A 14,046-nucleotide genomic window follows, 5' to 3' on the forward strand; every position below is an offset into this window, starting at 1 on the left:
GCCGCTTAACAATCTTTTCATAACCTTGTAACAGATCGCTAGATCCAGATACTAATCTTTTAACCAAACCAAACTAGTGAGTACTGATCAAGAAAAAGAATTTGTTGAACAGTTAGAAGCAAATCAAAACATTGTCCATAAAATTTGTAGACTCTACACGGATAATCAAGATGCGCATAACGATCTGTTTCAAGAAGTGACGATCCAGCTATGGAAGGCTTACCCAAAATTTAGGGGTGATTCAAAGTTTTCTACATGGATGTATCGTGTTGCTTTAAATACAGCGATCACTTTGTATCGTAAGTCTAAACGCAGGGTGCAGACTCAACGCTACGAGACTGTTGAATTTAAAATTGAAGACACGACAGAAGATGATGAAACTATGGAGCAATTGACGCTTCTCTATGGGGCAGTCAAGCAATTGAATGATATTGAAAAGGCGCTTGTTTTTCTCTATCTAGAGGATAAAAATTACAGAGAAATAGCAGAAACGCTGGGGATCAGCGAGGTGAATGCACGAGTAAAGATGAACAGGATCAAGACGAAGTTAACGAACATTATAAATCCATAAACATGGATCAATTAGATATTTTAAAAGCAAAATGGCAGTCGCAAAAAAGCGATTTCCCGCAGTATTCCAAAGATCAGCTCACAGGCTTGATCGCTAAGAAATCCAGCAGCATTGTTAAGTGGATTTTTTATATAGGTATTGCGGAGTTTGTTCTCTTGACCCTGGTCAACATACTGATGATGGATAGCGATCAACACGATAAATACATTCAGATTTTAGGTGGTAACTTGTACATAGGCTCGTATTTATTGAGCTATGTGGTCATCTTGTTCTTTATCTACAAGTTCTGGATGAATTACAAGAACATTTCTGCAGACCAGCCGGCCCGAATGTTGATGAAAAATATTCTCAAGACCAGGCGTACCATGAGGTATTATATATGGTTCAACCTAATATATGTAATGGTTTTTGGAACTCTAGCGGCTATTCTTGTGCTATTCAACGATCCGTCTATGACGCCTATGTTAGAGTCGGTAGAATTTCAAGAGCATAAGGTGAGTTTTATGGCTAAATACATCACGATTATGGTTCTTTTCTTTGCGGTCTTCTGCGGATTGCTTTACGGTGTGTATAGCTTGATTTACGGGATACTTTTAAGAAAGCTGAAAAGGAATTATCAGGAATTGAAGAAGATGGAAGTTTGATCTCATGATCAAACGTCATCCATTTCATTCCTAAACGATGGTATCAATAAGCAATTGAAAAAACCTATTGATTTAAAATCACAGTTCAAAATTCTCATACTGCTATGGATTTGTAGACCACAAGGCAGCGCTCTTCATCATGGCACGGCGTGGCAACTTTAATCCAGCAACTATAAGTTGTGCAAAATCCTCTGGTTGTAGAACACTATCCTCTGAGTCTTTGTCGGCTATTCCTAATTCTACCGTCATGTCTGTAACAATAGTACTGGGAGTAAGCGTGCATACACGAATGTTGTCTTTACGCACTTCTTTCATCAGGGATTCTGACATTCCAATAACCGCAAATTTTGACGCGGAGTAAGCTGATGTATTGGCATTACCAGACAGTCCTGCGGTGGAACTAACATTGATGATATCGCCTTCGTTTTTTTTAATAAGATGAGGCAGCACCTCTTTTGTCATGTAATATATCCCCATAACGTTCGTCTGTATGATTTGCGACCACTGGGCTACTTCCATATCTTGAAAGGAACCAAATGCTGCGATTCCTGCATTGTTGACTAAAATATCTACTGACCCAAGCTTACTGATAATATCACTTACACTGCTTTGCACCTCTTCATAATTACTCAAATCAAATGCTGCATAGTAGGCTTTAACACCTAGCTGCTCCAGTTGCTTGACAGTTTCTTGTAGTGCAGCTTCATCTCTTCCTGTTACGGCTACATCGATCCCTTCTTTCGCGAAAGCGATAGCCGTTGCTTTACCTAATCCTCTACTACCACCTGTAATGATGGCTTTTTTATTTTTAAGATGACTCATATCTGATTTTGACTTTTATATAAATAAATGATTTAATCAAGCTTCTAATTACCTGGCAATGGGGTTTTATTGAGGGTAAAGGTCATATCTGAAATATCGCCAGTGGCCTCATTGATCCTTGAGTTGGTGTAGTATAATTCATTGTTGTAGATACTGAATGTATCTGCCCAGCTTACCTGATCGCCTTCTACTAATGTATGGATGGTGCCGTCTGGTTTTCTATATTGAATTTTATTGTTCTCTAAATCTGCAAAATATAGATTTCCATTACTGTCCAAAATCATTCCATCTGGCGCTGCAGTTTTACCTTCATAAACCACACTTTGCTCGATAGCCTTTTCACTTTTAGTCAGCAAATCATCTGTTGATATAGAATAAAGACTGTAAGCTGTGAGTGCATGATAATACAAACGATTATTGATTGCATCCAGTGCAATACCGTCTGAATGAATAGTGCCTTTCCATTTTTGATTATCAAAGGTGAGATAAGACTGCTCTGCCTTGGTGGATTGATGCTCGTTTAAAATTCTTCTAGAAGCTCCGGTCTCACGATCTAAAACGATCAATCCTGCGTGGCCAGAATCCGTAAGGTAAATCAGGTTCTTAATGGGATCCACCCGTAAATCGTTGATGTATGAATCTGGAAAATAACTGGAAGTACCTAAGGTGTAGGTTTTCTTCAAGTTGTCTGTCTCAAGATCAAAAACATAGATACGAGGTGCATCCAGAACTTCTTGAAAAAGGACGCTTCTAGTATCGATAATGTATAATTCATTCTCAAAAGCTATCACAGATTGTACCCCTACAAATTGATCTTGTTGTGTAGGTTGTCCTATTTCCCAAGCATTCCATGAATCATTAGGATAACTTTTCAAGGACTGATCTGCCTTAATTTCAATTACAGAGTTTTCCACACCCTTACGCCATCTAGGAAAATTGACAAATATGCGGCCGTCATCACTCACTGTAACTCCCGTGACTTGTTGTCCTGTGAAGCTCGCTACTTGAGTAACCGGTTGTGAAAGTGAATCTGCTGGTTGAGAATTTTCTAGTGGTATTGTGGCAGACGTGTTTTCCTTACAGGAATTCAGAAAGGTCACCAATAATAGCGATACAAAGATATTTTTAATAAATGTGGTCATAGGTTGAATTCTAAAAGGCCTTTGCTCTATATACCAATAGCGCTATACGCTTGCTGATCAAAGAGAAACCAAAGTTAAAAGGTGATGGAGCTATGAGCTCCTAAAGCCTTCATAAATCTGAAGATGACTGTAGTTGGGAAACTAGATATTTGACCAGCCTAAGGAATTACTAAAAATTCTTGTAATCGCTTTCGCGAAAGCCAACTCCATCGTAATTTTCTGAAAATTTTAATCATCGATAATTAGTTGGTTATGATTTTATACGATTGATTTATTCCTTTAATTCTTCATCAATTTTCTGAATGATGCTTGTTGCCTTTTGTTTCATTTTCTGAAAATCTTCTTTTAATCTCATTTTGCGATAGATATTCATCTTAATAGAATTTCTTATAGCAGGTTGCTTTAATTGCTCTAAAAAGGCAATCTTACGATCCTCTTCTGACTGTTCCATTTTGATCTCGTTTTCAGTATAAAACGTGTCCTGATAAACATCAACTTCATAATTCATATCAAGCCAGCGTACGCCATCCTTAGAGGTGTCCTCATCGTCCCACTTGATCACTTGATTATACCGATTTGAATCAGTTGTATAGTAAGTATTGATATCATCAAAAAGCGAATTGAATTCAAAGAAGTCTGTGATACCGGCATTAATGACCTTTTCATAGCTTTGATTTTTAACCACATGTGCAAAAGAATAATAAGGTAGTTTTTCGAATAAGGCATTTGCACTTATCGTATCCTGGAAGGTGCCATTCAATAATTCTCTAGAAGGATCCATAGCTATAGGAATTTGTTTAAGCATTCCCGCGTAAGCAACCGTGTCTGCCACCAGATCGTAACGTATATTTTTCAATACATCTTGTACAATCGCTTTATCCTTTCTATCCTCATTCCAATTATTAATCTGCAACGCAATTAATATTCCTATGACTACAAGGACGATCTCGCCAACCGCATATTTGAAATATTTGGTTGTTTCACCATCGTTGAGAAGGTTTTTGCGGATGTTTCTAAAGAGTTTGATCATTGATAATAATTTTATTCAATTTCATTTTCAATTAATTCTAAAATGGTAATGATATTTTTTCTGTACCCTTCAGAATCCCAATTAAGACTAATATTGAGCCCTACCGCATTAGCCAAAATTCCCTTTAGCTTTTTATCAGCCAATATCTCCTCCACCGCGGGTAAGTTTTTAGAACCTGTCATTTGAATATCTTCTATTAAAGTCTTATCAACTACGTAAGAAAGATTCTCAGGTCTTAAGAAAAAACTGACGTTTATATTCCGGGTAATTCCTAAATCAATAAAATGCTCTATGATGATGTTTCGGTATATATCCACCCATTCTGATTCTTGATCTTTAAAATCAACAATACCCGATGAAAATGTGGTGAGATAATACCGTAACGAATCGTTTTGAATCAATTGTAGGTTTTCTGCAGTCATTATTTCGTTATCGACGGGATCAAAAGTAGGGCAGAGTATAAGTGGGCTTAAAATTGTCGTGAGCGTATCCATAGCTACTATCGTTTTATTATCCATCAATTCAAGCGCTCTGTTTGAATTTTTAATAATGATTTTGCGTTGGTATATCTTATTTTCTAATTGAACAAGATTATCCTTAAACTGGATTTGAAGCTCCACTAATATTTTTTGCTCTATAGCACGTGCTTTACGTTCCTCATTCCAATTATTAATGCTCAATGCAATCAATATCCCAATAACCACAAGCACAATCTCACCAATGGCATATTTGAAATACCTAGTGGTTTTACCTTCCTTAAGAAGGTTTTTACGGATGTTGCGGAAGAATTTTATCATTCAATTTGATTTTGATAGGTCACTACATCGTCAATAAGAAATTTAACTGTTTCCAGGACTCGCTGAATTTCGCTTAAAGCAAATTCTTTAATTGCGCTCATGTAACTGATCGCATTGAAATACTGCTGGTTATTTAATAAACGCTCATAATCGTTAGGCGTCATCATGGCATTATCACCGTATGAAAAGTTTTGAACATTAAGCGGCATAAGCGAAGTTATTACAACTGACTCCATATTATTGCTCAGTTTGTGGCCTATAGAGGGTAGCTGTGCCTCATAAAATTGGATGATAGCCGTTTTGAGACGATCATTTTTAATGAGTTGTAGTGAGTTAATTTTGAAATTATCATAAACCCCTATCTCAAACAAAGGTTCAGGATAAGATTCTATGTGATGAAAACTCATTTTAAGTTCATCATCCAGTGGGCGCCTAGAGTTTAGCTGATCTACCACATAGTTCATCCTTTCAAGATTACTTTTATAAATTAAGATTAAATCTCCCAGTTGGCTTTCTGTATTAATGAGACTAGCTTTTAAGTCTGCTATAACCTTTTTTTCTGCATTTCTCTCTTGGTATTCCTGGTTCCAGTTGTTGATTTGAAGGGCTATAAGAATACCTATAACTACTAACACAATCTCACCAATAGCATATTTAAAATACTTGGTAGTCTTCCCTTCATTCAAAAGGTTTTTACGGATTTTTCTAAAGAATTTAATCATTAGCCAGATCTATTTGTGATTTTATGATTGCAATCTTGTCCAGTGCCAGAACCATTTTATCTATTGATCCTTCGCGGTTATCCTGATAAAGTTTAAACTGCATCAGGTGAGTTTGGTTATTAAAAAACAATTTATAATCTCTTGGTTCTGCATATTCCATCCAGCGGAAATCTGAAAACTCAGATTTTAAAATCGGAATCCAGTCTGTATTAAAAGCGCCCAATACATCATTAAGACCTTGAGACATATTAAACAGGTCAGAATCGTAATACGAAATGAGATCTGTTTGAAGATTTTTGTTCTTTATAACATCAAAACCCTTTGATTTTAGAACTTCGTAGCCACTTGACTGGGACTGAAACCGTTCGAAGGTTATTATCTTCCCGAGCCAGAATGGAATACTATCACTATAGGTTTTTTCTTTTGCCGCTTTTAAGACCCGGTCGGTAAGTGCCGTGGCAGTTAGAGCCTTTTTCAGTTCAATGCTTATCATTACCGAATCCCTTTCAAGATTCTGACTGATCAACTTTAAAATTTCACTTTCAAACTTTGAACTCTTTTTTTCTTCATTCCAGTTGTTGATTTGCAGCGCAATTAAAATACCTATAACCACCAGAAAGATTTCGCCGATGGCATAAAAAAAGTAGTTGCGAACTTTGGATTGCTCTATGAGGTTTTTACGGATGGTGCGGAAGAATTTTATCATTTTTGAGTCGGAGTTTCTGTATTGGTAAACCTGACAATATCGTTAATGATTATTTCCAGACGTTTCAGTTTCAATAGGTAATTGGTAACTCCCCAGACCTGGTTATCCATATGGTTTTCAAATTCTCTTTCCTTAAAAAGTTTATAATTGACAGCTTCGAATTTTGAGTGCCCAATTTTTACAATCCCAAACTGGTCAATATCTTTCATAGATCCATTTTTAGTAATATAAGGAAGGGTTAGGGTTTGACTCATTTCGTCCATGGTTTCATAACCCTCTGTTTTTTCTTCCACGGCACTCACCCATTCAAAAATCAGCAAGCGTAAGTTGTCTGAGGTTATTAAGTTTAGTTTTCCCGATGAAATCAACTCCGATATTGCCGATTCATTTGGGCTGAAATCATAGTGATCTATGGTAATATATAGCAAGCTATCAATGTTATGCTGTAAAATAGCAGCTTCAGGCTGACCAACCAGATTTAAAACCTGAGTGGTGGCATCAACAATTTCCTGATGATGCTGTATAACAGATTGTAGTTTTTCTTTATTTTTTTGAAACTCCAGATGAAGGTCTTTGAGTATGAGCTGCTCTTTGTTATCGTTTTTCAGGTTTTCATTCCAGTCATTCACCTGAAGAGCAATAAGAATTCCTATCACAACCAGCAGGATTTCTCCCGTAGCATAGAGTAAGTATTTGGGTATTCGCTTTCGCGAAAGCGAACTCCATCGTAATTTTCTAAAGAATTTTATCATTGGTTTTATTGTAAAAAAAATCTGTTTACTGATCGGCTGGAGAATCTTCTTTTGTCAATATTAAAATCTGGTCAATGATGTTATCGAGGTTTTGATATTCACTAATAAGTAAACCATTATGGTACAGGTGATTATCCATAATATTTTCAAACTCCCGATCTTTTAGAATGACGTTGTAATCACTTTCAAATTCAGAAATTTCTTTCCACTGAAGTTGACCAAAACGGCCCACATTTTTCGATGCAATATTTTTAGTTAAATAGGGTAAAATCCCGTCTTCCACCCATTTTTCGAATACCCTAAAAGTTCCTTGGTGGTGGTTGTATTGAATGCTCCATTGACCTAGGAGATCCTTTAGTTTTTGGTTAGAAATAAGGTCTAATTTTCCCGTCTGTGTAACCTCTGTCAATGTGGTACTTAACGGATTATAAGCAGAATATTCAATCGTGTGAAACAAAAGACTATCAATTGTATTTGTTTCAACTTGAGAGATGTCCTTATTCATTAAGTTCATGATTCTTAAGGACGCATCCTCGCTTTGAATAAGCACGATTACTCTTTTTGTCAACAAGTCTTTATTCTCTTGATACTCTTTATGTAGTCTGGTGATGAGTTGTTGTTCTAGCTTTTGCTCTTTGCGAGTTTCACTGGCATTATTTATCGCCAAAGCAATCAAAATCCCAATAACCACGAGAATGATTTCACCTATGGCATAGGTCAAATACTTGGTTGTTCTACCAGTTGTAAGAAAGCCTTTACGGATTTTTTTTAAGAAGTTTATCATTGGTTAAAAAAACGTTAATAAGCTTATAACTTAAAGTATTTCAGTAGTTTAAACTACAACCAATTTTAATATAATTGATCTCTGGCGAACATTAAAATCGGGTTTCCCCTATAAACCTGCATTCATTTCAGGATCTTACCGACTCTGTCAGTATAATAATATAGCCTACCAGTATTATTACATTTTCAATGGTATGCTCAAAAGCTGACAATCATGACGATAGATGCTGAAATGAATCCAGCATGACAGTAGTTTGAGGTTTTTGAAGCGGCTGGGTTTGTTTGAGATTGAAATGGCAACCCTGGATTCGAGTGCCTCAGCCCTCAAATTGTACAAGAAAACGAGCATTGAGGCTCTCGAAATGTGGCTCTACTTGAATTCGCAATCGGCAATAATATTTACGAAAGCAAATCGAGAATTGACGATGTCAACTGATGTATTTCCACAAGCCTTTCCTGCTTTGCAAGTGTGCCATGACTCGGCGCACGTTGATGTTCTTTTCCATTCCTATAGCTGGATCTTCCTGCAAGAAGTTGATGGCGGCGTTTCTGGCAACTGCGAGTAACTCATTGTCCTTTACAATGTCTGCAATGCGCAATTCCATAACACCGCTTTGTCGGGTTCCCATGATGTCGCCTGGACCGCGCAGTTTGAGGTCTACCTCAGCGATTTTGAATCCGTCTGTGGTTTCTACCATGGTTTCTAGTCTCGTCTTGGCTTCTGCACTTAATTTGTGACCGGTCATTAAAATGCAAAAACTTTGATCTGCGCCACGACCTACCCTACCTCGCAGCTGGTGGAGTTGTGACAAGCCAAAACGCTCTGCACTCTCAATAATCATCACACTAGCATTAGGAACATTCACGCCTACCTCAATTACGGTAGTCGCTACCATAATTTGCGTCTTTCCTTCTACAAAGCGTTGCATCTCATAATCCTTGTCTTCTGACTTCATCTGGCCGTGAACAATGCTGACTTGATATTGAGGCATTGGAAATTCACGAACGATGCTTTCATAACCGTCCATTAAATCTTTGTAGTCCAGCGTTTCCGATTCCTGGATCAACGGATACACAATATAAATCTGCCGGCCTTTTTGAATTTCTTCTTTGATGAAGGAGAAAACCCCCAGCCTATTCTTGTCATAGCGATGCACGGTCTTGATCTCTTTGCGACCAGGCGGTAATTCATCAATCACAGAGATATCCAAATCTCCGTACAAACTCATCGCTAAGGTCCGTGGGATGGGCGTTGCAGTCATGACCAACACATGTGGTGGTAGTTTGTTTTTCTTCCAAAGCTTGGCACGTTGTGCAACGCCAAAACGGTGTTGCTCGTCTACAATCGCTACTCCAAGATTCAAAAACTTCACCTTGTCTTCAATCAACGCATGCGTTCCTATCAAGATATCCAGACTTCCATCTTCCAGTGCCTCGTGAATGATTCGGCGTGCTTTTGTTTTTACTGATCCTGTTAATAGTGCCACCCTTAAACCCGTAGGCGCCAGTAATTCTGAAACGCCAGCCATGTGTTGTTGTGCAAGGATCTCGGTTGGCGCCATGATGCAGGCTTGAAAACCATTATCAATAGCTAGTAAACAAGTCAATACAGCAACGATAGTTTTTCCTGAACCTACATCGCCTTGCAATAACCGGTTCATATGGGCACCGTTAGCCATGTCTGCCCTAATTTCCTTGACTACTCGTTTTTGAGCGCCAGTCAATTCAAACGGCAAATTAAAATTGTAGAAATTATTAAAATGATCGCCCACAATTTCAAAAGCAAAACTTTTGATCTGAGTTTTCCTGATTCGGTTTTGTAATAATAATTCGAGCTGTATGAAAAACAATTCTTCAAACTTCAATCGCTTTAAGGCAGCTTGCAACCCATTAGTGCTGGACGGGAAATGAATTTCCTGCATCGCCGCATTTTTGGTAATCAATTGCTGATCGCGCATCACATCGTCAGGAAGCGTTTCTACAAATGCGGCTTTGATTTCAGAGAACAGTTGCCGCATCAATCGGACAAAATATTTGTTAGTTAAATGTCGCTTTGTCAGCATTTCCGTGGACGGATAAATGGGCGTCATGGAGTTTTGCTGGCGACCTCGATATTCTTTTAACAGCTCTACATCAGGATGGGCAATGCTGTACATGGCTCCATAGCGCGAGACTTTCCCATACACTACATAGACCTCATTCACTTTTAGACTTTCCTTGAAATACTTTTGCCCTTTGAACCAGACCAGTTCCATCCTACCTGTATCGTCGGCCAGAGTGGCTACTAATCGGGTGGCCTTTCCTGCTCCTGCCGTAGAAATGCTCATTAATTTTCCTACAATCTGTACTTGTGCGGTTTCGGGAACGAGCTGATTGATTTTGTGAAATTGCGTGCGGTCGACGTATCGATTTGGGAAAAAATTTGCCAAATCACCGTACGTCATAATACCCAATTCCTTTCGCAACAATTCCGCACGAGAAGGCCCAACTCCTGAAAGGTAGTCTATAGGTGTAGTTAAAAAGTTTACCGGCACATGTGAGCAGTTAGTGCTCAAAGGTAGCATTGCCGCAGCCAATTGTCAAGGACTAAACTTTATGGCACGATCCTAGTCACAGATTGCATACTGATTTTGTATTTTGGCAGGCCTATGACTCGACTCTTTTTTATCTATCTTACTTTTTTATCCGCACTCATTTCCAGTGCTCAAGGAATCGATCAACCCAGCGTTGATTTTAAGCGAGCTGCGGTGGACGTGAGTTTTGACCCTTCCAGTGAACTAGTTGTGGGGAGCATTAGTTTTGAGATTGACATTTTAAAAGCTACAGATCAAGTTCATATCGATGCTAATAATCTGTTGGAATATTCCGTAAGCTCCACAAGTCACCCTGATATTAAGGGTACAACTGATGATGCAGGGTTGTTGTTGAGAGCTCGCTTTCGCGAAAGCGAAAAAGCCACCGTTACCATTACATTCAAAAGTCAACCGAACAAGGCTCTTTATTTTATAGATACAGATGCGGATAAGCGATGGGATCAAGCCTGGACGCAAGGTCAAGGGAAATATACCAGCAACTGGCTGCCCAGTATTGACGATATGAATGAAAAGATGGAATGGGATATCAGTATTACTGCTCCTGCCGAATTTACTGTGATATCAAATGGAAAATTAATATCAAAATCAACGGAAAGCAGTGGAATCCAATGGAATTTTGACATGTCCCAGCCTATGTCCAGCTATTTAGTGGCAGTTGTGGTAGGCGATTATCAGGTTTCTAGCCAAGTTTCTAGTACAGGAATTCCACTAGATTTTTATTACTACCCGCAAGACAGTTCTAAGGTAGCGAGCACATACCAGCATTCTCGACAGATTTTTGATTTTTTGGAGAAGGAAATCGGCATCGGGTATCCATGGGAGGTTTATAAGCAGATTCCGGTGAAAGACTTTTTGTATGCTGGAATGGAAAATACGAGCGCAACGATATTTAGTGATCAGTTTGTACAGGACGAGATAGGTGCTTTGGATCGCAGCTATGTGAACGTGAATGCGCATGAACTGGCACACCAATGGTTTGGCGATCTAGTGACTGAGGAGTCTGGAACACACCACTGGCTGCAGGAAGGTTTTGCGACCTATTATGCGCTTCTAGCCGAACGCGCACTTTATGGCGATGTGCATTATTATGTGAACCTCTATGAACAAGCGGAATTGCTGAATGATCAAAATCAGTCGGGAAACACCACTGCCCTGATGGATCCTAATGCTAGCTCGCTGACTTTCTACCAGCATGGCGCTTGGGCTATTCATGCCTTGAGAGATTTAGTAGGTGATGTCGTATTTAAAAATAGCATTAAAGTCTTTTTAAAAAAGTATGCCTTTGAAAATGCAACAACAGATGATTTACTAAAAATAGTTGCTGATCAATCTGGAAAAGACCTGACCGATTATAAAGCCTTATGGCTTACCAACAAACAATTCCCTAGTGAAGAAGCATTGAGGTTGTTGCGCAAGGATTTGTTTATGGAGGCGTATCTGCAGTTATTAGCAAGACGCATCTCAACATTTGATGAAGCTTACAACAGCTATAAAGAAACCTTGAAACAACCGGTACAAAAAGAAGCAGTTCTAGAAATGGTAGGGCAATTGAGCCTTCACGATGACGCAAGAAAATATAAGCTTTTAGAACAAGCCGCTGCCTTGAATAATCTTGAAATACGCCAGTTGATTGCTTTGACCACTACCGAGGTAAATGACAATAACAAATCCATGATCAGTAGCTTTTTGACTGACAATTCCTATGTCACCAGAGAGCAAAGCTTGGTTTTACTATGGAATGCTGCGGGAGATAAAAAGCGATTGTTAGAAACGGCAAAAAAGGCTTGGAAACAAACTAACGAGAGCTTCGATCTCGCATGGCTCGCATTAGCCATCAACACAGAAGGTTACACTAAAACAGAGCGCAAGAAGTTTCTACAAGAACTTCAAGAATATACTAGACCATCGTTCTCAACAGAGACCAGGCAAGTGGCTTTTGATTATTTGGTCGCTTTAGATTATCTGGACGATCAAAACTATCTGGATTTATATCAAGCTGCACTGCATCATAATTATAGGTTTTATGAGTATGCCCGTAAATTAGTCAATGAGCAGTATGCTCAAGAAAAGCGCAGAGCGCTTATGGATGAAGTGGTTGAATTACTCACTCCTGCGGAGCAGGAGAAATTGAAGTTGGTGACAGATTTGTAGAGGTTGAACTTGAATACAATTTTGTGTTCAGAAATTATAATTTAAGTAATGTTACCTAAGATAGGTTCTAAAATTAAAGAGCTGATATCCAAATTTTATTGGGTACTGATAATTCCGTTCTTTATTTGGGGACTTTTTTTTCATCTTAAAGAAGAGCAAGACTTTGATTACAATCAAGCTTATGCTTACGGAGTGGTTACTCGTTTCAACTCTATACATAAGCAACATAGCAAAAGAAATTATCATTATTATTTCCAAATCAATGGGAATAACTATACAGGAACTAGTGTAGGTTACCATTCACAGAACATTGAAATTGGAAACTGGTATAAGATTAAATATTCAGCCATAGACCCAGAAAATAGCCGAATGATTTTTGATCAGAGATATTACCCTAAGTATGAAAAAGATAGTTTAGGAAAAGTGGTTGACACCACTTTTTCAATTGAAGAGTCCTTAAACAAAGACAGTTTGGATCTTCGAATTAAAAGAATAAAATCGGTTATCGATGGTGGTTTAAAAGGATGAGAGATAGCAATAAAATTGAGTATAGGCACAGCTCTTAACTAGAAGTCAAAACTTATTTAGAGAGATTCATTGTTGGGTTTTAATATGAGATAACTCACGACTTCGCTTGAGCAAGCGCCTCCCAAATATCCTAGTCCTCATGCCTCATGCCTAAAACCTAAAACAACTCCCTAACTTCTTTGCGCACATAACTCAAGGCCGTCTCACTAGGCGCCAGGCTTTCCATAAACTCATTGATAATTTGAGCCCGCAGTTCTTCAGCAGTTGTTGATTTGTTGCTCATTCCTACCTGACGTATTTTTTGAATGGTCGTGTTTTTTGCAGCCCGTATGACATTCCAGCATTCTTCTGTGAAGTAAATCTGTTGGGCTACATTATGCTCAAACTCCTGCTCGATCGTGGCGACCAGCATAGATTCATATGCTGATTTACTTAAACTACCCGTATTTGTTCTTACTAATAGACTATTAGGTTTCATGCGCTCTAGAAATAAGGTCAACCGCTCGTAGGCTGCCATGCGCATGGGTAAAGTTTTGGGCTTCAACGATTTTGAAGCAAGAAAGATGCGGCGTTTTTCCTCATTGTCTAAAAAGGCCTTAATCAGCAGGTAAGCTATTAATCCAACAATGAGAGCCGGTAGGAATGCGATGAGAATTTGGGTTGTAGACTGATTCATTCGTTCTGTAAAAAATTCAATGTGTTGCTAAAATACGTTATGACACTCAAGTGCGCCTCAAAATTTCAATCCTATTTTGAATCTCAATGTTGAAAAAATGCTGGTATTTAGTTCGCTTTCGCGAAAGC

14 protein-coding genes are annotated in these 14,046 nt (G+C 38.5%); 4 read left to right on the forward strand and 10 right to left on the reverse strand.

All coding sequences use genetic code 11. The features are described from left to right. Positions 1-76: 76 nt before the first annotated feature. Both NMS_RS13150 and NMS_RS13155 read left to right on the forward strand, forming a co-directional pair. Positions 77-571, forward strand: coding sequence for an RNA polymerase sigma factor (locus NMS_RS13150; RefSeq protein ID WP_041497279.1), 495 nt, complete (start codon positions 77-79; stop codon positions 569-571). Between the two features lie 2 nt (positions 572-573). Then, entirely contained in the window at positions 574-1,215 is a 642-nt protein-coding gene (locus NMS_RS13155; RefSeq protein ID WP_041497280.1) for a hypothetical protein, read from the forward strand. A gap of 102 nt (positions 1,216-1,317) precedes the next feature. Here the strand turns inward: NMS_RS13155 and NMS_RS13160 are convergent, their stop codons facing one another. From NMS_RS13160 to recG, 9 genes are all read right to left on the reverse strand, one after another. Next, on the reverse strand, positions 1,318-2,037 hold the full coding sequence (locus NMS_RS13160) for a 3-ketoacyl-ACP reductase (protein ID WP_041497282.1): 720 nt from the start codon (positions 2,035-2,037) through the stop codon (positions 1,318-1,320). 44 nt (positions 2,038-2,081) lie between these two features. Continuing rightward, on the reverse strand, positions 2,082-3,179 hold the full coding sequence (locus tag NMS_RS13165; protein WP_041497284.1) for an L-dopachrome tautomerase-related protein: 1,098 nt from the start codon (positions 3,177-3,179) through the stop codon (positions 2,082-2,084). Between the two features lie 271 nt (positions 3,180-3,450). Continuing rightward, entirely contained in the window at positions 3,451-4,209 is a 759-nt protein-coding gene (locus NMS_RS13580; RefSeq protein ID WP_052476988.1) for a DUF6090 family protein, read from the reverse strand. A gap of 11 nt (positions 4,210-4,220) precedes the next feature. Continuing rightward, positions 4,221-5,006: a DUF6090 family protein gene (locus NMS_RS13585; protein WP_052476990.1), complete on the reverse strand. Its 786-nt coding sequence runs from the start codon at positions 5,004-5,006 to the stop codon at positions 4,221-4,223. Further along, on the reverse strand, positions 5,003-5,728 hold the full coding sequence (locus NMS_RS13590) for a DUF6090 family protein (protein WP_052476992.1): 726 nt from the start codon (positions 5,726-5,728) through the stop codon (positions 5,003-5,005). The genes NMS_RS13585 and NMS_RS13590 overlap by 4 nt, the downstream gene beginning before the upstream one ends. Then, the gene (locus NMS_RS13185; protein ID WP_052476994.1) at positions 5,721-6,434 is read right to left on the reverse strand and encodes a DUF6090 family protein; all 714 of its coding nucleotides are present in this window, start codon (positions 6,432-6,434) and stop codon (positions 5,721-5,723) included. Before NMS_RS13185 ends, NMS_RS13590 begins: the two co-directional genes overlap by 8 nt. Further along, positions 6,431-7,186 (reverse strand): DUF6090 family protein, encoded by a 756-nt coding sequence (locus NMS_RS13595; protein WP_052476996.1) that lies wholly within the window; start codon positions 7,184-7,186, stop codon positions 6,431-6,433. Before NMS_RS13595 ends, NMS_RS13185 begins: the two co-directional genes overlap by 4 nt. Before the next feature lie 25 nt (positions 7,187-7,211). Further along, positions 7,212-7,970, reverse strand: coding sequence for a DUF6090 family protein (locus tag NMS_RS13195; RefSeq protein WP_041497285.1), 759 nt, complete (start codon positions 7,968-7,970; stop codon positions 7,212-7,214). Positions 7,971-8,397: 427 nt separating this feature from the next. Then, positions 8,398-10,503, reverse strand: a complete 2,106-nt coding sequence (gene recG / locus NMS_RS13200; RefSeq protein WP_041497286.1) for an ATP-dependent DNA helicase RecG — start codon at positions 10,501-10,503, stop codon at positions 8,398-8,400. A gap of 114 nt (positions 10,504-10,617) precedes the next feature. Between recG and NMS_RS13205 the strand changes: the two genes are divergently transcribed. Beyond that, entirely contained in the window at positions 10,618-12,714 is a 2,097-nt protein-coding gene (locus NMS_RS13205; RefSeq protein ID WP_041497287.1) for a M1 family metallopeptidase, read from the forward strand. 48 nt (positions 12,715-12,762) lie between these two features. Further along, positions 12,763-13,242 carry a hypothetical protein gene (locus NMS_RS13210; RefSeq protein ID WP_041497288.1) on the forward strand — a complete coding sequence of 160 codons (480 nt, stop codon included), beginning with the start codon at positions 12,763-12,765 and terminating at the stop codon, positions 13,240-13,242. A gap of 157 nt (positions 13,243-13,399) precedes the next feature. Here NMS_RS13210 and NMS_RS13215 read toward each other — a convergent pair whose 3' ends face one another. Further along, on the reverse strand, positions 13,400-13,918 hold the full coding sequence (locus tag NMS_RS13215; protein ID WP_041497290.1) for a DUF7935 family protein: 519 nt from the start codon (positions 13,916-13,918) through the stop codon (positions 13,400-13,402). Positions 13,919-14,046 lie beyond the last annotated feature (128 nt).

Origin of the sequence: Nonlabens marinus S1-08 (assembly GCF_000831385.1) — a bacterium.
Lineage (GTDB): Bacteria > Bacteroidota > Bacteroidia > Flavobacteriales > Flavobacteriaceae > Nonlabens > Nonlabens marinus.